General features: G+C 64.9%; 18 protein-coding genes. 15 read left to right on the top strand and 3 right to left on the bottom strand.

What is annotated here, in order from left to right:
• Positions 1 to 32: 32 nt before the first annotated feature.
• The 3 genes from VGN93_RS08710 to VGN93_RS08700 are packed head-to-tail and all read left to right on the top strand — an operon-like array spanning position 33 to position 3,792.
• On the top strand, positions 33 to 845 hold the full coding sequence (locus tag VGN93_RS08710) for an N-formylglutamate amidohydrolase (protein WP_327507151.1): 813 nt from the start codon (positions 33 to 35) through the stop codon (positions 843 to 845).
• Positions 842 to 2,734, top strand: a complete 1,893-nt coding sequence (locus tag VGN93_RS08705) for a flavohemoglobin expression-modulating QEGLA motif protein (RefSeq protein WP_327507150.1) — start codon at positions 842 to 844, stop codon at positions 2,732 to 2,734. The genes VGN93_RS08710 and VGN93_RS08705 overlap by 4 nt, the downstream gene beginning before the upstream one ends.
• Before the next feature lie 11 nt (positions 2,735 to 2,745).
• On the top strand, positions 2,746 to 3,792 hold the full coding sequence (locus VGN93_RS08700) for a glutathione synthase (RefSeq protein WP_327507149.1): 1,047 nt from the start codon (positions 2,746 to 2,748) through the stop codon (positions 3,790 to 3,792).
• A 6-nt stretch (positions 3,793 to 3,798) separates the two neighbouring features.
• Here VGN93_RS08700 and VGN93_RS08695 read toward each other — a convergent pair whose 3' ends face one another.
• Complete coding sequence (locus VGN93_RS08695; RefSeq protein WP_327507148.1) at positions 3,799 to 4,107, bottom strand: DUF2934 domain-containing protein; 309 nt, start codon at positions 4,105 to 4,107, stop codon at positions 3,799 to 3,801.
• Positions 4,108 to 4,524: 417 nt separating this feature from the next.
• Between VGN93_RS08695 and VGN93_RS08690 the strand changes: the two genes are divergently transcribed.
• The 7 genes from VGN93_RS08690 (at position 4,525) to mnhG (ending at position 11,044) form a co-directional block, all read left to right on the top strand.
• A complete protein-coding gene (locus tag VGN93_RS08690; RefSeq protein ID WP_327507147.1) occupies positions 4,525 to 4,902 on the top strand; it encodes a hypothetical protein in 378 nt (125 codons plus the stop codon).
• A gap of 97 nt (positions 4,903 to 4,999) precedes the next feature.
• The gene (locus VGN93_RS08685) at positions 5,000 to 7,918 is read left to right on the top strand and encodes a monovalent cation/H+ antiporter subunit A (RefSeq protein ID WP_327507146.1); all 2,919 of its coding nucleotides are present in this window, start codon (positions 5,000 to 5,002) and stop codon (positions 7,916 to 7,918) included.
• Complete coding sequence (locus tag VGN93_RS08680) at positions 7,918 to 8,256, top strand: Na+/H+ antiporter subunit C (RefSeq protein ID WP_319313828.1); 339 nt, start codon at positions 7,918 to 7,920, stop codon at positions 8,254 to 8,256. Before VGN93_RS08685 ends, VGN93_RS08680 begins: the two co-directional genes overlap by 1 nt.
• The gene (locus VGN93_RS08675) at positions 8,253 to 9,893 is read left to right on the top strand and encodes a monovalent cation/H+ antiporter subunit D (RefSeq protein ID WP_319313826.1); all 1,641 of its coding nucleotides are present in this window, start codon (positions 8,253 to 8,255) and stop codon (positions 9,891 to 9,893) included. Before VGN93_RS08680 ends, VGN93_RS08675 begins: the two co-directional genes overlap by 4 nt.
• 1 nt (position 9,894) lies before the next feature.
• Positions 9,895 to 10,371, top strand: a complete 477-nt coding sequence (locus tag VGN93_RS08670; protein ID WP_327507145.1) for a Na+/H+ antiporter subunit E — start codon at positions 9,895 to 9,897, stop codon at positions 10,369 to 10,371.
• Positions 10,368 to 10,649, top strand: coding sequence for a K+/H+ antiporter subunit F (locus VGN93_RS08665; RefSeq protein ID WP_327507144.1), 282 nt, complete (start codon positions 10,368 to 10,370; stop codon positions 10,647 to 10,649). The genes VGN93_RS08670 and VGN93_RS08665 overlap by 4 nt, the downstream gene beginning before the upstream one ends.
• Complete coding sequence (gene mnhG / locus VGN93_RS08660) at positions 10,646 to 11,044, top strand: monovalent cation/H(+) antiporter subunit G (protein ID WP_327507143.1); 399 nt, start codon at positions 10,646 to 10,648, stop codon at positions 11,042 to 11,044. The genes VGN93_RS08665 and mnhG overlap by 4 nt, the downstream gene beginning before the upstream one ends.
• A gap of 9 nt (positions 11,045 to 11,053) precedes the next feature.
• Here the strand turns inward: mnhG and VGN93_RS08655 are convergent, their stop codons facing one another.
• Positions 11,054 to 12,058, bottom strand: a complete 1,005-nt coding sequence (locus VGN93_RS08655; RefSeq protein ID WP_327507142.1) for an AraC family transcriptional regulator — start codon at positions 12,056 to 12,058, stop codon at positions 11,054 to 11,056.
• A 160-nt stretch (positions 12,059 to 12,218) separates the two neighbouring features.
• Here VGN93_RS08655 and VGN93_RS08650 point away from each other — a divergent pair, with 160 nt between their 5' ends.
• From VGN93_RS08650 to VGN93_RS08640, 3 genes are read left to right on the top strand one after another with little or no spacing between them, the layout of a single operon-like run.
• The gene (locus VGN93_RS08650) at positions 12,219 to 14,432 is read left to right on the top strand and encodes a TonB-dependent siderophore receptor (RefSeq protein ID WP_327507141.1); all 2,214 of its coding nucleotides are present in this window, start codon (positions 12,219 to 12,221) and stop codon (positions 14,430 to 14,432) included.
• 11 nt (positions 14,433 to 14,443) lie between these two features.
• A complete protein-coding gene (locus VGN93_RS08645; RefSeq protein WP_327507140.1) occupies positions 14,444 to 15,580 on the top strand; it encodes an ABC transporter substrate-binding protein in 1,137 nt (378 codons plus the stop codon).
• Positions 15,581 to 15,588: 8 nt separating this feature from the next.
• Positions 15,589 to 16,668 carry a siderophore-interacting protein gene (locus tag VGN93_RS08640; RefSeq protein ID WP_327507139.1) on the top strand — a complete coding sequence of 360 codons (1,080 nt, stop codon included), beginning with the start codon at positions 15,589 to 15,591 and terminating at the stop codon, positions 16,666 to 16,668.
• Between the two features lie 16 nt (positions 16,669 to 16,684).
• On the opposite strand, the gene VGN93_RS08635 is transcribed toward VGN93_RS08640, so the two are convergent.
• Positions 16,685 to 18,010 carry an MFS transporter gene (locus VGN93_RS08635; RefSeq protein WP_327507137.1) on the bottom strand — a complete coding sequence of 442 codons (1,326 nt, stop codon included), beginning with the start codon at positions 18,008 to 18,010 and terminating at the stop codon, positions 16,685 to 16,687.
• A 265-nt stretch (positions 18,011 to 18,275) separates the two neighbouring features.
• Here VGN93_RS08635 and cyoA point away from each other — a divergent pair, with 265 nt between their 5' ends.
• Together cyoA and cyoB are read left to right on the top strand one after the other, a co-directional pair.
• Positions 18,276 to 19,379: a ubiquinol oxidase subunit II gene (cyoA, locus tag VGN93_RS08630; RefSeq protein WP_319313808.1), complete on the top strand. Its 1,104-nt coding sequence runs from the start codon at positions 18,276 to 18,278 to the stop codon at positions 19,377 to 19,379.
• An 87-nt stretch (positions 19,380 to 19,466) separates the two neighbouring features.
• Entirely contained in the window at positions 19,467 to 21,470 is a 2,004-nt protein-coding gene (gene cyoB, locus VGN93_RS08625; protein ID WP_327507136.1) for a cytochrome o ubiquinol oxidase subunit I, read from the top strand.
• Positions 21,471 to 21,473 lie beyond the last annotated feature (3 nt).

Here is a 21,473-nt window from a genome sequence, read left to right as displayed (position 1 = left end):
CTTGCGGACGGAAACAGGGCGGGGCGAGGCGAATGTTGGACGATATCGACCGCGGAGACGAGCATGCCTGGTGGACGACGCAGCGCGGCGCCTCGCCGATCGTCGGCACCGCCATCCACAATGGCCACGCCGTGCGCCAGAACCTCCTCATGGCGATGGCGCTCGACGATGACGAACGGTTGCGCGAGGAAGACCCTTTCACGGCCGAAACCATCCGCGGTCTCGCCAACCGCATCGTCTTCCACCGCTCCCGCTTCGAGATCGACCTCAACCGCGCCCGCGACGCCGCCATCTACCTGCGTCCGGAACAGGCCTGGGGCCTGAAGGTGTGGCGCACGACGCCGTCGGAGGCCGAGCTAGCCGAAAGCCTCGCCGTGCACGATGCCTATTACGGCATGCTGGAAAACTATCTGCGTGGCGTGGAGGCGCAGCACGGCCGCTTCGTCGTCCTGGACATGCACAGCTACAACCACCGCCGCGCGGGGCCCTCGGCCCCGCCGACCGAAGCGAGCGATGCGCCGGAAATCAACATCGGCACCTCCTCGATGGATCGGTCCCGATGGGCGCCCGTTGTCGATGCCTTCATGAATTTCGCCGCCGATTTCGATTTTCTCGGCCGCCGGCTGGATGTGCGCGAAAACGTCGCCTTCGAGGGGCGTGGCGAGCAGACGCGCTTTATCCACGCGCGGTTTCCGCAAAACGGCTGCGCCATCGCCGTCGAATTCAAGAAGGTCTTCATGGACGAATGGACCGGCGCACCGGACTGGCAGGCGCTCGCGGCCCTTCAGGCACTCGTCGCGGGTGCTGCGCCGGTGCTCGAACAGGCGCTGCGGGAGGTCGCATGAGCCCAGCCCGAGCGGCGCGAAAGCCGCGCCAGAAAAAGGAAAAGAGCCTTGTCGAGGACGTTATCGAGGCGCTCGAAGCCGGCAAGCCGGTGCGCCGCGATCTTGAAGGCGGACGCCTGCATATCGACCGGCCGCTGCCGTTCCTCTGCCTGCATGTCGGGGAACCGGATCGCCATGTCGTGGCGCGCGAGGTCGCCGCCGCCAATGCCTCCTACCTCGTCACGCCCCGCATCGAGGACGCCGTCGAGCTCATCGGGCCGATTGCCGCGGTGCTGCGCAAGAAATTCGGCACCTTCGTGCTGCTCGACGTGGACGAGTTGCAGCGCGACCGGCTGCTGTCCGACGATGCGCCGTTCCTCCAGCCCTTCGAGGTGATGATTTCGGCAACACGCGAACTCGCGGCCAGGCGGGCGATGGACGCGTTCGAGACGGCGGTGGAGGCTTTCGAGGCCCGCTTCCGCACGCCCCATGTCGAGCTTTGCGCGGCAGAGGAGGATCCCTGCGTGCGGCCCGAACTGTTGAGCCTGAAGCTGCCGCTTCTGACGCTCCGTTTCGCGCCGATCTACCGTGTCACGGGGTCCGACGCCACCTATCCGGACCTGCGCGAGCGCCTCGTCGACAATTTCCTCGACGCCGGCCTGCGCGCCTTCGCGGCCTTTCTGGAAGCGGACGGTTTTCCGAAACCCGCCACCTATCGGGCCTTCGGCCGCAAGGCCTTCATCGATGCGGTCGAGCGGGCCGACCGCGGCATGGACGAGGTCGCCTCGAGCTTCGATTTCCTGCTTGCCGTGACGCCGATCAACGCCAATGCCGCCTGGCAGGAATTCAAGGCGAACCAGTACGACCGGCCGCCGCGTTTCCTCTACCGGCCGCTGAGCCTGCTCGTGGAGACGCAGAAGCGCCGTCTCTATTCCATCTCGCTCGACCGGCTCGAAGATCCCGTCCTGCACCAGATCTACCGGGAAAAGCAGCAGGAACTCGACCTGCAACTGACGCTGATCGGCGCGCGGGAGAAAGCGCGGTTCGTCGAATTCGGCCGCGCGCTCTACGGCCCCGTCGAGCCGTCGCTGCGCAAGGCGGCGGCCGAGGTCATCGACGGCACGGGAGATGCCAAGCGCATGCCCCCCGCCGCCGATGACGACGAGGTGGTGGACTGCTTCTACGTCGAGCGCAAGGCGCGCTCCATGATGATGCATTACCATAAGCACTATGACGGTTTCGACGCGGCGATCGAACTGCGCGACGACGTGCCGGCCGGCCTGCTGGTCTCCGGCCGCCGCCTGCTGATTTCGCGGCGCACGCGCATGATGCGCCACCGCGTCGACGCGCTGCTGAGCCACGAGGTCGGCGTGCATCTGCTGACCTATTTCAACGGCTCGGCGCAGGGTCTGCGTGTCTTCCGCACGGGCCTTTCGGGTTATGAGGGCATGCAGGAGGGGCTGGCGGTCTTCGCCGAATTCCTCGCCGGCGGCTTCACGCCGGAGCGGTTGCGCCTGCTCGCAGCCCGCGTCGTCGGTTGCGACCTGATGCTTGCCGGAGCCTCTTTCGTCGAGAGTTTTCGCAGGCTGACGCAGGATTACGATTTCGACGCCGAGACCGCCTTCGGCCTGCTGCTGCGCGTCTTCCGCGGCGGCGGGCTCGCCAAGGACGCCATCTATCTGCGCGGCCTGCTGTCGCTACTGAGCCATCTGAAGGCCGGCGGCGCGCTTGATCCGTTCTGGATGGGCAAGATTTCCGCCGGTCATTTCAGCGTGATGGAAGAGCTTGGCGCGCGGGGCCTGCTGAAGGCGCCGATCCTGCGGCCACTCTGCCTTGAAACCGAGCGCGGGCGCGCCAGGCTGGAACGCGCCCGTGGCGGCCTCACACCCCTGACAATGCTCGAAGCTTGAGGAGAGCAATCATGCGTATCGCCTTTTTCGTCAATTCGATCGAGGGGGAAACCCCGACCTATACCACCACGGGCCTTGCCATGGCCGCACTCGGGCGCGGGCACGAGATCTGCTACGTGACACCGGGCGATTTCGTGCTCAGGGCGGATGACAGCCTTTCCGTGCGCGGCCGTGTACTGCCGGGAAAACGCTACAAGAAGGCGGAGAGCTTTCACGCCGCCCTCCAGGGCGAGGACGCCGCCATCGAGACGCTGGACACACGGGACGTCGACGTGCTGTTCCTGCGCAACGATCCGTCGCTCGATGCCGACGACCGGCCTTGGGCGGCCCATGTCGGCGCGATGTTCGGCCGGCTTGCGGCGGCGCGCGGAACGATCGTCGTCAACGACCCGGACGGCTTGGCACTGGCGCAGAACAAGCTCTATTTCCAGGGATTTCCGCGGGCCGTGCGGCCGGAAACGCTGATTTCCAAGAGCATCGACGAAATCCGCGCCTTCATCGATACCCATAAGGAGGGCGTCATCATGAAGCCGCTCCAAGGCTCCGGCGGCAAGAACGTCTTCAAGATCGGCTCGCCCGACGAGGCGAACCTCAACCAGATTTTCGAGGCGGTGAGCGGCGAGGGCTACCTGATCGCACAGAACTACCTGCCGGCCGCGACCGAAGGTGACATCCGGCTCTTCCTGATGAACGGCCGGCCGCTGGAGCGGGACGGCAAATATGCCGCGATCCGCCGTGTGCCGGCAAAGGGGGAGGTGCGCTCGAACATCCACGCCGCGGGAACAGCGGTCGCCGTCGAGATCACGCCGGAAATCCTGTCCATTGCTGAGATGGTCCGGCCGAAACTCGTCGAGGACGGCATGTTCCTCGTCGGCCTCGATATCGTCGGCGACAAGATTCTCGAAATCAACGTCTTCACGCCGGGTGGCCTGAACGTGATGTTCGATCTCTACGACATCGATTTCGCCGACAGCATCATCACCGCGCTGGAGGACAAGGTCGCCCAGCGCGACGCCTATGCGGGCGCCATCGCCAACCGGACGCTGGCCACCCTCTGAAGGCGGTCAGACCGGCTTGCTGTTCGCCGCGCCCTTGGCCGATTTCGCTTTGGCGACGGCCTTGGCGGCGACCGGCTTTTCGGCGCCCGCATCCGCCTTCTTCTTGGCCTTTGCGGTCTCTGCCTTCTTCGGCTGTGCCTTCTTGGAGATTTCGATCAGCGGCTTTTTAGCGCTGGCGAGCGCCATACGCTCGAATTCGTCCCGTTCGCCCGCGGCCTGTTCCCAATGTTCGGCATCCCGGCCGTGCGGCCGGCCGGCTTCCTCCCAGATCGCATAGGCTCGTTTGCTGATCCATTCCAAGCGCAAATCCGACATCGCTAATCCCCGTTCAAGAGTTACCGTTCAAGTTGACTGACGCCATGCCGCCGTGAGCCGCGCAGGATGTGCAGGCAGGGCCGGGACATGGAACTCGCTGGAGAGCCGGGAGCGTTCGACCGGCAGATCCAGATACTTGGCACCATACGCTCCGGGGCGAGGCCCTCACTGGAGCAGGTCTGCTTCATGCGATTCGCCAGGCTAGAATGCGCCGAAAGCGACAGGGCATCAAGCAGAGCCGGCCTCGGCATCCTGGCCTTGCGACCACATGGTAGGAAAATCATGCCCCGGACTGCGGCAAATCGGCGTAATTTTGGAAAAGTTTCATTCTGGCGGGTGGACAGTGCCGATCGCGCCAACGTATTGTCCGGATGAGAGAATATTCAACGCGGACGACGAAATCGAGAGGCAGGGCGTTTGGCAGCAACAGGGCAACAGCATCGACCGGTTCGTCGGGCTTTCCGCCTTTTCTGCACCACGTTCACCTGTCTTTTGTTGTTGATATCCACGCTCTCGGCCCCTTCCGCCGTCAGCGCCAGCTCGAAAGTGCTTCGTTACGGCACGCAGAAGACCGTCGGTCATTCATCTGCACTTGCCGACATGGAGTGCCGCAAGCGCCCCGTCGCCGGGAAGGTCACGCCGCTTGACGGCACCGGCCTTGCCTGTCTGCCGGCGCGCGATGATTTTCGACGACAGGACGCGGACGTCGCAACCATCATCGTTCGGCCGGCCGGCCTGACCAGCGGTCGTATCGAAACGCGCGGGGCCCGTGCCCCTCCGTTTCATTTCGCCTGACGACCGCTTCGATCGTCCTGTCGATCGTGCGCGGTCTTCCCGATGCCGCCGGCACGCCGGCGGAGAGAAGCTCTGACGTAAAGTGATCGATCAAACGATGACAGGTGAAACGATTCTGGTCCTGCTGGTCTGCCTTCCCTTCATGGGAAGCCTTGCCGCGACCATTCTGCTGAGGACGGATTCGCGGGTTCTCGCGGCGCGCATGTCGGGCGTCGTCGCCTTTGCCGGCTTCGTCATGACGGCCGTGCTCTATCCGGCGGTGCGCGACGGCGGCAAGGTCCGCGTCGATCTCGAATGGCTGCCGCAGCTCGGGCTGAACGTCACGCTGCGCATGGACGGCTTCGCCTGGCTCTTCGCGATGCTGGTCACCGGCATCGGCTGCCTCATAGTGCTCTATGCACGCTACTACATGTCGGAAGCGGATCCCGTTCCGCGCTTCTTCTCGTTCCTGCTCGCCTTCATGGGCTCGATGCTCGGCATCGTTCTGTCGGGCAACATCATCCTGCTTTCGGTGTTCTGGGAACTCACCAGCATCTTCTCCTTCCTGTTGATCAGCTACTGGCACCACAATGCCGCCGCGCGTGACGGCGCGCGCATGGCACTGACCATCACCGGCATCGGCGGCTTCTGCCTGCTCGTCGGCCTCATCGTGCTCGGCCGTATCGTCGGCAGCTACGATCTCGACGTGGTGCTGGCGTCGGGCGACCTGATCAAGGCTCATCCGCTTTACCTCACGGCACTGGTGCTGATCCTCATCGGCGCCCTGACCAAGAGCGCGCAGGTGCCGTTCCATTTCTGGCTGCCGAATGCCATGGCGGCCCCCACCCCGGTCTCGGCCTACCTGCATTCCGCGACCATGGTGAAGGCGGGCGTCTTCCTGTTGGTGCGCTTCTGGCCGGCGCTGTCGGGCACTTATGAATGGTTCATGCTGCTCGGTATAGCCGGCATCTGCACACTGATCCTCGGCGCCTATTTCGCCATGTTCCAGCAGGATCTGAAGGGCCTGCTCGCCTATTCCACGATCAGCCATCTCGGCCTCATCACGACGCTGCTCAGCCTCGGCAGCCCGCTTGCCGCGGTCGCGGCGATCTTCCACATGGTCAACCACGCCACCTTCAAGGCCTCGCTCTTCATGGCCGCCGGCATCATCGACCACGAGACCGGCACGCGCGACATGCGACGATTGAGCGGCCTGTTCAAATACCTGCCGATAACCGGCACGCTCGCCATGGTGGCGAGTGCGGCCATGGCCGGCGTGCCGCTGCTCAACGGCTTCATCTCCAAGGAGATGTTCTTTGCGGAAGCCGTTGAAACGCACGCCGATTCCGTGCTCGACCGTATGCTGCCCTATGTCGCGACGCTGGCCGGCGCCTTCTCCGTCGCCTATTCGCTCCGCTTCATCCACATGGTGTTCTTCGGCCCCCCGCCGACCGACCTGCCGAAGCCGAAACCGCACGAGCCGCCGCACTGGATGCGGTTCCCGATCGAGTTCCTCGTGCTCGCCTGCCTCGTCGTCGGCATCATCCCGAGCCTGTCGATCGGCCCGTTCCTGCATTCGGCCGTCGTCTCGGTGCTGGGCGAGCGTACGCCGGATTACAGCCTCGCCGTCTGGCACGGCATCAATACGCCGCTGATCATGAGCATGATCGCGCTGATCGGCGGTGCAGCACTCTATGCGGTGCTGAAGGACTATCTCGCCAAATGCGACGACGGCCCGCCGCTGTTCCGCCATCTCGGCGGCCAGCGCATCTTCGAGCGCGTGCTCGTGACGGTGTCGTGGAAATGGGCGCGCTGGCTGGAAAGCCACCTCGGCACGCGCAATCTCCAGCCGCAGCTGCGCCTCATCGCGGCCGCCGGACTGCTGGCCGGCGTGGTACCGCTCTATCTCGCCGGTTTCACGCCAAAACCGCCGGAATTCGGCGATGTCGACCCGATCTTCGCCGCCGTCTGGTGCGTCGGCGCCTTCTGCGCGCTCGCCGCCGCCTACCAGGCGAAATATCACCGGCTTGCGGCCCTCGTCCTGCTCGGCGGTGCCGGCATCACCACCTGCATCACCTTCGTCTGGCTGTCGGCGCCCGACCTCGCCATCACCCAGCTCTTGGTCGAGATCGTCACGACGGTCCTGCTGCTGCTCGGCCTGCGCTGGCTGCCGAAACGCTCGGAAAAGATCGACAATTCCGTGTCGCTCGCCGCGCGCAGCCGTCGTTTCCGCGATTTCCTGCTGGCGATCTCCTGCGGCTTCGGCATGTTCATCTTCTCCTACGCCATCATGAACCAGCCGGTGCCGGACGCGATCGCCAGCTATTTCCTCGAAAAGGCCTATACGGAAGGCGGCGGGCGCAACGTCGTCAACGTCATCCTCGTCGATTTCCGCGGCTTCGACACGATGGGCGAGATCGCGGTGCTCGCCATCGTGGCGCTGACGGTCTTCGCGCTGCTGCGTCGTTTCCGCCCGGCCGCAGACAGCATCGAGAAGCCGGAGCAGCAGCGCATCCAGAACGCCTATGACGCCGAACGCCCCGAGCGCTCGGCCGGCGACACGGTGCGCGACTACCTGCTCGTGCCCTCGGTCATCATGCAGTGGATGTTCCCGGTCGTGATCACCTTCTCGGTCTATCTCTTCCTGCGCGGCCATGACCTGCCGGGCGGCGGTTTTGCCGCCGGCATCACCATGGCCATCGCCTTCCTGCTGCAATATCTGGCGGGCGGCGTGCGCTGGGCGGAGGACCGGCTGCGCATCCTGCCGCTGCGCTGGATGGGCTTCGGCCTGCTGCTCGCAGCCGCGACCGGCATGGGGGCCTGGGCACTCGGCTATCCGTTCCTGACGTCCTATTCGCAATATATCGAGGTGCCGTTCATCGGGAAGGTGCCGGCGGCGACCGCGCTGCTGTTCGATCTCGGCGTCTTCTCGCTCGTCATCGGCGCGACGGTGCTCATTCTCATCGCGCTCGCCCACCAATCCATACGCACGCATCGGGTCCGCAATCTCGACGCCACCAAGGCGGAGGAAGCCTGATGGAACTCGTTCTCGCAATCGGCATCGGTGTCATGACCGGCTCGGGGGTCTGGCTCATCCTGCGCCCGCGCACCTACCAGGTCATCATCGGCCTCTCGCTGCTCTCCTACGCGGTCAACCTCTTCATCTTCGGCGTCGGCGGCGTGAAGTCCAATGCCGCACCCCTTCTCGGTGAAGGCGTCGATGTCTCGACGCTCACCGATCCGGTGCCGCACGCGCTGGTGTTGACCGCCATCGTCATCGGCTTTGCCACCACCGCGCTCTTCCTCGTGGTGCTGCTCGCCGCCCGCGGCCTCACCGGCACCGACCATGTCGACGGCAGGGAGCAGCCGAAATGAGCGGCTGGCAGCAACATCTCATCATCGCGCCGATCCTCATTCCGCTCGTCGCGGGCGCGCTTCTCCTGTTCTTCGACGAGCGCGAGCGTGTCGTCAAAGCGATGATCAGCGTCGTCTCGTGCCTGGCGCTCGCGGCCGTCGCCATCGCGCTGTTCCGGCTGGCGAACAATGGCGGCGGCGAAGGCGGCTTCGAGGGCGTCTACCTGCTCGGCAACTGGCCCGCCCCCTTCGGCATCGTGCTGGTGGTCGACCGCCTCTCGGCGCTGATGCTGGTGCTGGCCTCGATCCTCGCCATCCCGGCGCTGGTTTTCGCACTCGCCCGCTGGCATGCGGCCGGCGCGCATTTCCACACGCTGTTCCAGCTGCTGCTGATGGGTCTCAACGGCGCGTTCCTCACCGGCGACCTGTTCAATCTCTTCGTCTTCTTCGAGGTGATGCTCGCCGCCTCCTATGGCCTCTTGATGCACGGCTCCGGCTCCATGCGCGTCAAGGCCGGCATGCATTACATCGCGGTCAATCTCGCGGCGGCGCTGTGCTTCCTGATCGGCGTCAGCGCCATCTACGGTTCGGCCGGCACGCTCAACATGGCGGATCTCGCCGTGCGCATCGGCGAGATCGAGGGCGAGCGGCGCATGCTCCTGGAGGCAGGCGCCGGCATCCTCGGCATCGTCTTCCTCATCAAGGCCGGCATGTGGCCGCTGAACTTCTGGCTGCCGGGCGCCTACAGCGCCGCGACCGCGCCCGTCGCCGCGATTTTCGCCATCATGAGCAAGGTCGGCATCTACGTCATCCTGCGCCTGTCGCTGCTGGTCTTCGGCCAGGGCGAATCCGCCGGCCTCGGCCTCAACGTGCTGCTCTATGGCGGCATGGCGACCATTGCCTTCGGCACGATCGGCGTTCTCGCCTCACAGGCGCTCGGGCGGCTTGCGAGCTACTCCGTGCTCGTCTCCTCCGGCACGCTGCTCGCGGTGCTGGGCCTCAGCAACGGGCAGGTCACGGCGGGCGCGCTCTTCTACATGGTCAGTTCGACCATGACGATCTGCGCCTTCTTCATGCTGATCGAACTCGTGGAACGCGGGCAGGATGCCGGTGCCTCGGTTCTCGCCGTCACCATGGAGGCCTATGGCGACGCGGACGAGGAGGAGCGGGAGGTCGAGGTCGGCATCACCATGCCGGGAACGATCGCCGTGCTCGGCATCTGCTTTGCCGCCTGCGCCATCCTGCTGTCCGGCCTGCCGCCGCTTTCCGGCTTCGTCGCGAAATTCGCCATGCTCACCGGCATGATCGGCGTGAACACCCAGGAGGGACCGATCGCCGCCTCCGTCTGGTGGATCGTCGGCCTGCTCATCCTGTCGGGGCTGGCGGCGCTCATCTCGATGACCCGCGCCGGCATCCGCACCTTCTGGGCTTCGATGGAAGGCACCGTGCCGCGCGTGCTCGTCATGGAAATGGCGCCCGTCATGCTGCTCATCGCGCTGACTCTGACGCTGACGATCAAGGCCGGCCCGGCGATGACCTATATGGAGGAGACGGTGCGCAACCTGCAGCAGCCCGCCACCTATATCGACGCCGTGATCAACGCGCGCCGCGCCGGCGTGGCGGAGGCGAGCGGGCCGGACGGCGGGGGAGGGCTCTGACATGCTGCCCTATCCGCTCCTCAGCGCCTCGCTCGTCCTCATGTGGCTGGCACTCAACGGCTTCACCATCGGCCAGCTGATCCTCGGCTGCATCGTCGCGGTTCTCGCCTCCTGGGGCATGGCGTCGCTCCGGCCGGCCAAACCGCGCCTGCGAAAATGGTATCTGCTGCCGAAACTCGTCGGCATCGTGCTCTACGATATCCTGCGCTCGAACATCGCCGTCGCCTCGATCCTGCTGACGGGCGGCAAACGCAGGCACAAGTCGGGCTTCATGACCGTGCCGCTCGACCTCGAGAACCCGACGGCGCTCGCCGTGCTCGCCATCGTGGTGACCAGCACGCCGGGAACCGCCTGGCTCGAATACAATTCGCTGAACAGGACGGTGCTGATCCACGTGCTCGACCTCATCGACGAGGAGGAATGGCGGGTGCTGATCAAGACGCGCTACGAGGCGCTGCTGATGGAGATTTTCGAATGAGCCACATGATCCTCGCCTGGTCCGTCACCATCGCGCAGATCCTGCTGGCGCTCGCCATGGCACTCGCGGCGGTCCGCATGTCGCGCGGCCCTCGCGCGCAGGACCGCGTGCTGGCGTTGGACACGCTTTATGTCAACTCGATGCTGCTGCTGATGGTTTTCGGCATCCGCACCGGCAAGGCCATCTATTTCGAGGCGTCTCTCATCATCGGCATGCTCGGCTTCGTGGCAACGGTGGCGCTCGCCAAATTCCTGATGCGCGGAGAGGTGGTCGAATGAGCACGATCGAACATGCAGGCGACCTGCCGGCCTGGGCGGCGCTCGCCGTCGCCTTCTTCCTCGTCTTCGGCGCGGGCCTGACGCTGATCGGCACGATCGGGTTTACGCGCCTGCCGACCTTCTACGAGCGCATCCACGCCCCGACGCTCGGCACGAGCTGGGGCACCGGCGGCATCGTCATGGCCTCGATGATCTTCTTCACCGTGCTGTCGACGCGGCTCGTCGTGCATGAAATCCTGATCGGCATCTTCGTGACGGTCACCACGCCGGTGACGCTGATGCTGCTCGCCCGCGCGGCCTTGCACCGCGACCGGGCGGAAGGCAACCCGGAGGTGCCGGCAGAAGCGCCGATCGACCCCGCGAGCGAAACCGACCAGCCCGCACCGGCCGAGTAGCAACCAGCCTCACGCTTTGCCGCGCGCGGCCGTCGGCACCAGGCCGAAGCGGCGGCGGAAGGCAGTGGCGAAGTTGGCGGCGCTCGTATAGCCGGCGAGCGCACTCGCCTCCTGCACCGTGACATCGCCGCGGCCGAGGGCGGCGAAGGCACGCTCCAGCCGGAGATTGCGCACATAATCGAAGACGCTGCGGCCCTCCGCCGCGCGGAAAAGCCGTTGCAGGCCGCTGGCGCTGATGCCCGCCTCGCGGGCGATCGTCTCCACGCTCAATGCTTCGCCGCCATGCGCCTCGATGAAATCCTTCGCCCTTTGCAGGCAGATCGCGTCCTGCCGGGTCAGCAAAGTGCTGCTGCCGGCATCGCTGCGGTCGGCCTGCAACACCGCCGCCATCGTCTCCGCCACCAGTTCGACGGCACGGCCTTCGAGATAGAGGTCGCGCAGTTGCGGGATCAGCGGCGAGGGACTGAAGATCTGGCGGACGAGCTCCACCATGCGCGGCGTCAACGTCCAGCGGTGTTCGGCGAGGTGATCGCGCAGCAGCCGGGCGCCGCCCCTGGTGTCGGTGACCGCCTCCAACGCATCGCGGTGCAGCCATTCCGGCGTGGCGGACACGACGAGGTGGCGCAGATGCTGGCGTCCGCGCGAGGCGCGCGCAAAATTCTCCGGGCAGGCGTTCATGATCGCCGCTCCGCGCGCCACACCGCGCTCAGCCTGGAAGGCGAAATGCCGGTCGCCGATCGACAGGTCGACATTGCCTTCCAGGAAGAAGATGCAGGAAAGCTCCTCCGGCAACAGCGAGGTGGCGGTGAAGGCCCGCTCCTCGACGGCATCGCTGACATGCAGCACCAGCCCGCGGCGCAGTTCCCGATGCAGGAACGTGCCCTTCATCAGCGTGTCGTCCATCGAAAGCCGGTCGTCGGGACTGTCGAGCGCGATGCCGGCGTGCCGCATGAAATCGCGCACGCGCACATGCCCGTCCCCCGCCTGATGTTCGGCCTCGCCCGCCGCCGCCATTGCCTGTCCTTCAAACCCTGGTGATTTATCCGTCCGCAAACGCATCTGCCCGTCCCGCAAAGGACCCGACATTGTCGGCCATGCGAGTGTTGCCTAGGAATAACTTAACTTGATTTATGTGGTCAAGTTTAAGTAAAGCGACAGGACGGGTGGGCCGATCATGGATTTGGTGAAAAAGACGGGTACGGAAACAGGAGCGAGCCGGCGCAGGCGGCTGCGGCTCGCCTCGGGCGTTGCGTTTGCCCTGGCGGGCCTCGCCGCCCCGGCGGCGGCGCAAGATGCCGGCACGACGACGCTTCAGACGATCACCGTCGACAGCGGCGAGGACAATGCGAAGGGGCCGGACCGGGGCATCGTCGCCAAGCGCAGCCTCAGCGCCTCGAAGACCGACACGTCGATCCGCGAGACGCCGCAGGCGATCAGCGTCGTCACGCGCGACCAGATGGACGCACAGGGCGTCAATACGGTCGCCGAGGCGCTGCGTTATACGCCGGGCGTGCATCCCGATCCCAACGGCTACGACATCCGCTACGACTGGCTCTATATCCGCGGCTTCAACACCTATGGCACGATGTGGCTCGACGGCCTCGTTTTGCCGGGCGACCCGAGCAACTATGCGACGCCCAGCGTCAACGCCTTCGCGCTGGAGCGCATCGACGTCATCAAGGGGCCGGCCTCCGTGCTCTATGGCCGCGCCGTGCCGGGTGGCCTGATCAACCAGGTCGGCAAGCGGCCGCAGGAGACGGCGCACAACGAGGTCGGCATCGAGACCTCCTCCCATGGCGGCGTCGAGGGCACGCTCGACATGACCGGCCCGCTGACCGAGGACGGCGAATGGCTCTACCGCATCATCGCGCTCGGCAAGAACATGGGAAGCCAGGTCGACCGCGAGCGTGAGAAGCAGCTGATGCTGGCGCCGAGCCTCACCTGGGCGCCGAGCGACCAGACCTCGCTCACCCTCTACGGCTATTACCAGAAGGACCGGCCGGTCTTCAGCCCGCGCTTCTACCCCGCCGTCGGCACGCTTCTGAACAATCCGAACGGCCAGATCCCGCGCGACCTTTATCTCGGCGATCCGAATGCGGAGGTCTTCGAGCGCGATTTCTATACGCTCGGTTATGAATTCGAGCACGAATTCAACGAGACCTGGACGGTACGGCAGAACCTGCGCTACGGTCGCTCCGACCAGAACATGTTCCTCGTCCTCGTCAACCCGGTCTTCGCCTACCAGCCGGACGGGCACACGCTCAACCGCGCCTCGGCGATCTCCGACGACTGGGTTTCGAGCTTCAACGTGGACACGCAGGCCGAGGCCCGCTTCGATACCGGCGCGCTCGACCACACGCTGCTGATTGGCCTGGACTACCTGAAGGCCTCGTCCTCGACGAATTTCGGCAACGGCCTGGTCGGCATTCCGCCGTTCGACCTGCTCGATCCGACCTACGGCGAGGTCGACATTCCCGTTCCCGACATCCAACGCTCCGGCCTCCAGAAGCAGCAGCAGCTCGGCCTCTATGCGCAGGATCAGATCCGCTATGACAATTGGGTGGGCACCTTCGGCCTGCGCTACGATTTTTCCGATATCGAGAGCGCCAACCGCCTGACGGGCACGACCGTCTCCAACGACGACCAAAGACTGACCTGGCGCGCCGGCCTCACCTATCTCTTCGACAACGGCATGGCGCCCTATGCCAGCTACTCGACCTCCTTCCTGCCGACGCTCGGCACGGACCAGGCGGGCAATCCGTTCAAGGCGCAGACGGCGGAGCAATACGAGATCGGCCTGAAATACGAGCCGCCGGCAGGGCGCGGCATCATCACCGTCTCGCTCTTCGACATGACGCTGGAGAATGCGCTGACGCCGGACCCGACCAATGCGCTCTTCAATTTGCAGACGGGCAAACAGCGCGTGCGCGGTCTCGATATCGAGGGCAAATACGAGCTGACGCCGGAGCTGGATCTGCTGGCGGCCTATGCCTATTCGAATTCCGAAATCCTGAAGAGCAACCGGGCGAGCGAGCTGGGCCGCGAGATGCTGCGCCTGCCGGAACACCAGGGCAGCGTCTGGGTGAACTATCGGCCGAGCGCCGTCGAAGGCCTGACGCTCAATGCCGGGGTCAGGGCGATGTCGTCCTACCAGACCGACAGCACCTATCTGCCGGAGCTGCGCATTCCCGGCCGGGCACTCGTCGATATCGGCGCGGAATACGATTTCGGCGCCATCGACAAGGACTTTTCCGGCACCAGGCTGCGCGTCAACGTCACCAACCTGTTCGACAAGGAGTATGTCTCCCATTGCCTCAACACCACCGGCGGCAGCTGCAACTACGGCGCGGGCCGCGCCATCACCGCGAGCCTGAAATATTCGTGGTGAAAACAGGCGGCGTGAACAAGACGAGGGGAGGGGTCGCCGGTCTGCCGGCGGCCCTTTCCCGGCTGGTGGCCTTGCTGGTGCTGGCGATGGCGCTCCTCGTCGGGCCGGCGCGGGCCGAAATCCTGCTCTCGGACGCGGCCGGGCGCACCGTCCGCCTTGCCGAACCGGCGCGCCGCATCGTGACGAACGAAAGCCTGCTCCTCCTGTCGCTCGCCCTCGTCGATGCCGATCCCGTCGCGCGCATCGCCGGCTGGGCGGCACCCCAGCGCATCGACCGCGGCATGTACGAGGCCTATCGCCGGCGTTTTCCCGCAATCGACGCCATTCCGACAGTCGGCGGCGTGCTGCCGGCGAAAACGTCGGTGGAGGCCATCCTCTCCGTGAAGCCGGACCTCTTCGTCGTGTCGATCTGGGAGACGGGGTGGATGGAGGCGGCCGCGACCCTGGAGGCGGCCGGCGTGCCGGTGCTCTTCCTCGACGGGCCGGTCAATGACGGCAAGGGGCCGGCGGAAACGACCGCCTTTTCCGTCGAACTGCTGGCCAAGGCGGTCGGGCAGGCTACGAAGGGCCGGGCGTTCGGCGATTTTCTGCGCGCGCATTACAGGCGCATCACGGATCGCACGGTAACGGTGGAGCCGGTCTCCGTGCTGGTCGATGCCCATGCCGGCGCCGTCTGCTGCTCGACACCCGGCAAGGGCAACCGCATGACGGATACGCTGCGGCTTGCCGGGGGGAAAAGCATCGGCGCGGACGTGCCGGGTTATGACGGCCAGTTGAGCCCCGAATTCGTGCTCGGCGCGAATCCGGACGTCTATATCGCAACCGGCGGCCCGCACCTCGCCGCCCAGGGCGGCCTCGTGCTCGGCGGCGGCATCGACGCCGCAGCGGCGCAAAAATCCTTCGGCGATGTTCTTAGCAAGGGCATGCGCGACGGCTTGGCGGCGGTGCGCGGGGGCAGGGCGCATGCGGTGTCGCACCAGCTCTCGATCTCGGTGCTCAATATCCTGGTTTTCGAATGTTACGCGAAATGGATGCATCCCGCGCTCTTTACCGACGTCGACCCGGCGAAAACGCTTGCCGAAATCAATGACCGTTTCCTGGCGGTGCCGCTCGAAGGCACCTTCTGGATCGACTTCAATCCGCAATAGGAAAACCCATGCAAGGCAGAGAATACACCGCGCAGGCCCGCATCGCGCTCAACAATCCCGAGCCCGTCATCGCCGAATTCTGCGAACATATGCTGGAACACAATGCGGACGTCAGCGACGGGCCGACCGGGCCGCTTCTGACGCTCGGCGGCATCCGCGCACAGTTTTCGCGCGATGGCGCCGAGACGCTGGTCGACATCGCCGCGCCGGATCTCGAGGGCCTCTATCTCGCCCGCATGGCCATCGCCTCGCATATCCTGGAATTCGCCGGCGACGACCCGCCTTCCATCACCTGGGCCGGCGACGGCGAGGATATCGTGCGCCCGCCGAATTTCCAGATCCTTCGGGTGGTCGCCAGCCGGGCGCTGACCCCGCACATGCGCCGGCTGACCTTTTCCGGCGACGATGTCGCGCGCTTCGCCGGCCTTCAGGCGCTGCACGTCAACCTGATGATCCAGCAGCACGACGCGGACGAGCCGCAATGGCCGCGCGTCGGCGCGAACGGCGTGATCGCCTGGGATCGGCCGGAACTGCGGCCGCTGATGCGCAAATACACGATCCGCGCCGTCGACCTCGCCGCCGGCACGCTCGACATCGATTTCGTGCTGCATGAGGATGCCGGCCCCGGTTCGGATTTCGCGAAGACCGCGTCCGTCGGCGACCGGGTCGGCATCGTCGGTCCCGGCGGCGGCGGCCTTGTTGCGGCCGACTGGTATCTCTTCGCCGGCGACGAGACGGCGCTTCCTGCGATCGGCCGCATGCTGGAGCACCTGCCCGTGCAGGCGCGCGGCGAGGTTTTCCTCGAAGTGGCGGATGCCGCCGAAATCCAGCCGCTCCGCATGCCGCCGGGCATGCACGCCGAATGGCTGCCGCGCGACGGCCGCCCGGCCGGCAGCCCGAGCCTGCTTCCCGATGCGGTGCGCGGTGCGGATTTCCCGGCCGATGGCGCGGCCGTCTATGTCTGGGCCGGCTGCGAGTTCGATGCCTTCCGCGCCATCCGCAGCTTCCTGCGGCAGGAGAAGCGCCTCTCGAACAAGGAGCACCTCGTCGTCTCCTACTGGCGCCGGGGTGCCGCCGAGGAGGGCTGAAGCCCTTCCTCGAAGCCTATTGCTGGTCGAGCGCCCGCGTGAGCGTGAGCGCCGCGATGGTGCAGATCGCGCCCGAGATCAGGTAGCCGCCGATGAAGATGATGCCGAAGCTGCTGGCGAGGCCGAGCGCCACGAGCGGCGCAAAACCCGCGCCAAAAAGCCAGGCGAGGTCGGAGGTGAGTGCCGCACCGGTATAGCGGTAATATTGCGTGAAGCGCGAGGAGACGGCGCCGGAGGACTGGCCGAAGGTGAGGCCGAGGATGAAGAAGCCGATCAGGATATAGGCATCCTGCCCCTTGCCGCCGGAATCCAGCAGGAACGGCGCGGAGAAGCTGAAGATCGCAATCAGGATGGCGCCGAGCATCAGCTCGTTGCGTCGGCCGATCCGGTCGGCGATAAAGCCGGACAGCACGATGCCGACGGCGCCCAGCGCCGCGCCCGCCACCTGCACCCAGAGGAACTGCGCCGCCGACTGGCCGCCGAACAGCGTGATCCAGCTCAAGGGGAAGATGGTGACGAGGTGGAACATCGCAAAGCTTGCGAGCGGCACGAAGGCGCCGAGCACCACGTCCATGCTGTGTTTGCTGAGCATTTCGAAGATCGGCCGGGCCTGCAATTCCTGCGCTTCCATCGCCGCGCCGAACTCCTTGCTGGCGACGATGCGCAGGCGCGCGAAGAGCGCCACGACGTTGATCGCGAAGGCGACGAAGAACGGATAGCGCCAGCCCCAGGCGAGGAAATCGGCCTCGGAAAGGCTGGAGACCATGTAGCCGAAGAGAACGCTTGCCAGCGCGAAGCCGATCGGCGCGCCGAGCTGCGGGATCATCGCATACCAGCCGCGGCGATTCGGCGGTGCCGAGAGGTTCAACAGCGAGGCAAGGCCGTCCCAGGCGCCGCCGAGCGCAAACCCCTGGCCGAGGCGGAACAGAGCGAGCAGCGCCACCGCCCAATAGCCGATCGTGTCGTAGCCCGGCAGGAAGGCGATCGACGCCGTCGAGCCGCCGAGAAGGAACAATGCGACCGTCAGCTTCGTGCCGCGGCCGTAGTTGCGGTCGATCCACATGAAGACGAAGGAGCCGACCGGACGGGCAAGGAAGGCCAGCGGAAACAGCGCGAAGGACATCAGGGTCGCGGCGACCGGACTGGACGCGAAGGGGAAGATGAGCTTCGGGAAGACGAGGATGGAGCCCAGGCCGTAGACGAAGAAGTCGAAGAATTCCGAAGTCCGGCCGATCACCACGCCGATCGCGACGCTGCCCGGCGACAGCGGCTTGTCGTCGTCGTGCATGCGGCGGGCGTCTCGCTCGAGACCGGACGATGTGGGATTGCTGGCCGAGCTCATGAACTTCTCCACGGGGATTTGCATCATGTCGTTAGAATGTTGACCAATCGGGGCCCGATATCAAGGACAAGACGCAGAAAGCCCGCAAGCCGGCCTCAATTGACAACAAACATTTCTATTGGGCTAGTACAAAGGCGCATCGACAGAAAGCCCCAACTTCACTAGCCTACTGCGACAGAATGCTGCGCTGCGACGAACGACCTCATTTTCAAGCGTGGCCGCACCCGCCTATTGCCGACTAGACAGAACACAAGTTGAGGCCGAAATGCCGAAGCCATTCAGTTTAGCACGACGATCCATCATCCTCACGCTGATGCTCGCGACGCTTTCGGGGTGCAACATGGTCGTCATGTCGCCCTCCGGTGACGTCGCGGCGCAGCAGCGGGACCTGATCGTCATCTCGACCTTCCTGATGCTGATCATCATCATTCCCGTCATCTGCCTGACGCTCTATTTCGCCTGGCATTACCGCCAGTCGAACACGGCGGCGAAGTATGACCCGGAATGGCACCACTCGACCGGCCTCGAAGTCATCATCTGGTCGGCACCGCTCGCCATTATCATCGCGCTCGGCGCGATCACCTGGGTCAGCACCCACAAGCTCGATCCCTACCGCCCGCTCGACCGGATCGATGCCGCGCGGCCGGTGACCGAGGAGGTCAAGCCGATCAATGTCGAGGTCGTGGCGCTCGACTGGAAATGGCTGTTCTTCTATCCGGACTACGGCATCGCCACCGTCAACGAGATGGCGGCCCCCGTCGACGTGCCGATCAATTTCAAGCTCACCGCCTCCTCGGTGATGAACTCCTTCTACGTGCCCGCGCTCGCCGGCATGATCTACACGATGCCGGGCATGCAGACCAAACTGCACGCCGTCATCAACAAGCCCGGCGAATATGAAGGCCTGTCGTCCAACTATAGCGGCGACGGCTTCTCCCACATGCGCTTCAAGTTCCATGGCGTCGACCAGGCGGGCTTCGACGCCTGGGTCGCGCGGGTGAAGCAGAACGGCACGATGCTCAATCGCGACGCCTACCTCAAGCTCGAGAAGCCGAGCATGAAGGAACCCGTTCGCTACTATGCGAGCGTCGAAGACGGTCTCTACGAGGCGGTGCTCAACATGTGTGTGCGCACCGGCCAGATGTGCATGAAGGACATGATGCATATCGACATGATGGGCGGCGCCGGCGTCGAGAGCCATGAGAACCGGGCGAAGCTGGAGCACGACAACCGCCATGCGGAGGAGGAAGCGCCCGGCGCCACCTTCCCGGAAACCGGCAATCCCGCGCGCAGCGAAGAGCCGGCCGAAGGCGTCGAGGAGCGGCAGGAGGAGCCGGCCACGATGAACCACGACATGCACAAGATGTAACGGGACCTCACCACGCTCGCCGGTTCCGGCGGGCGCTGGGAGACCTCACGAGCCCCGCGCTCGCATTCGAAAGATATTGGACAACCCATGTTCGGTGACATCAGCCTCACGCAATTCATCTTCGGACGGCTTACCTGGGAGGCGATCCCCTATCACGAGCCCATCCTCGTCGTGACCTTCGCGGTGGTGGCGCTCGGCGGCATCGCGCTCCTCGGCCTCATCACGAAGTTCAAGCTCTGGGGCTATCTCTGGCACGAGTGGTTCACCAGCGTCGATCACAAGAAGATCGGCATCATGTACATCATCCTGGCGATCGTCATGCTGCTGCGCGGCTTCGCCGATGCCATCATGATGCGCATCCAGCAGGCCATCGCCTTCAACGGCAACGAGGGTTACCTCAACCCGCACCACTACGACCAGATCTTCACCGCGCATGGCGTGATCATGATCTTCTTCGTGGCGATGCCCTTCGTCACCGGTTTCATGAACTACGTCGTGCCGCTCCAGATCGGCGCCCGCGACGTCTCCTTCCCCTTCCTCAACAATTTTTCCTTCTGGATGACGACCGGCGGCGCGATCATCGTCATGATGTCGCTCTTCGTGGGCGAATTCGCGCGCACCGGCTGGCTCGCCTATCCGCCGCTGTCCGGCGTGGACTACAGTCCCGGCGTCGGCGTCGATTATTACATCTGGGGGCTGCAGGTGGCGGGCGTCGGCACGACGCTGTCGGGCATCAACCTGATCGCGACCATCGTGAAGATGCGCGCACCGGGCATGACCTTCATGAAGATGCCGATCTTCACCTGGACGTCGCTCTGCACCAACATCCTGATCGTCGCGACCTTCCCGATCCTGACCGCGACGCTCGCACTGCTGTCGCTCGACCGTTACGTGGGGACGAACTTCTTCACCAACGACCTCGGCGGCAACCCGATGATGTATATCAACCTCATCTGGATCTGGGGCCATCCGGAGGTCTACATCCTTGTGCTGCCGGCCTTCGGGATCTTCTCCGAGGTGGTCGCGACCTTCTGCGGCAAGCGCCTCTTTGGGTACGCGTCGATGGTCTATGCCACCTGCGTGATCATGATCCTCTCCTATATCGTCTGGCTTCACCACTTCTTCACGATGGGCTCGGGCGCTTCGGTCAACGCCTTCTTCGGCATCACGACGATGATCATTTCGATCCCGACGGGCGCGAAGATGTTCAACTGGCTCTTCACCATGTATCGCGGCCGCATCCGCTACGAGGTGCCGATGCTGTGGACGGTCGGCTTCATGATCACCTTCGTCATCGGCGGCATGACCGGCGTCATGCTGGCCATCCCGCCGGCCGACTTCGTGCTGCACAATTCGCTGTTCCTCATCGCCCATTTCCACAACGTCATCATCGGGGGCGTGCTGTTCGGGCTGATGGCGGGCCTCGTCTACTGGTGGCCGAAAGCCTTCGGCTACAAGCTCGATGCGTTCTGGGGCAAGATGACCTTCTGGTTCTGGCAGATCGGCTTCTTCTTCGCCTTCATGCCGCTCTACGTGCTCGGCCTGATGGGCGTCACCCGCCGCGTCAGCCAGTTCGAGGATCCGTCGTTGCAAATCTGGTTCGTCATCGCCGCCTTCGGCGCGGGCCTGATCGCGCTCGGCATCGGCTCCTTCGTCGTCCAGCTGGTGGTGAGCTACCTCCGGCGCGACGAGCTTCGCGTCACCTCGGGCGATCCGTGGGACGGCCGCACGCTCGAATGGTCGACCTCCTCGCCGCCGCCGGACTACAACTTCGCCTTCACGCCCGTCGTGCACGACCACGACAGCTGGTATGACATGAAGAACCGCGGCTACGAGCGTCCGCTCGAAGGCTTCAAGCCGATCCACATGCCGAGGAACACCGGCACCGGCGTGATCCTCGCTGCCATCAGCGTCGTGCTGGCCTTCGCGATGATCTGGTACATCTGGTGGCTGGTCGTTCTCTCCTTCATCGGCATCATCGCGGTGTCGATCGCCCATACCTTCAACTACAATCGCGATTTCTTCATCTCCGCCGAAACGGTGACGGCGACCGAAGACGCGCGGTCCAAGCTGCTTCAAGAACGGACCTGAGCC

The sequence above is a fragment of the Shinella sp. genome (genome assembly GCF_035998705.1).
Taxonomy (GTDB): Bacteria; Pseudomonadota; Alphaproteobacteria; order Rhizobiales; family Rhizobiaceae; genus Shinella.
Note: the sequence above shows the minus strand (reverse complement) of the source record. Positions and strands in the feature narration are given on the sequence as shown.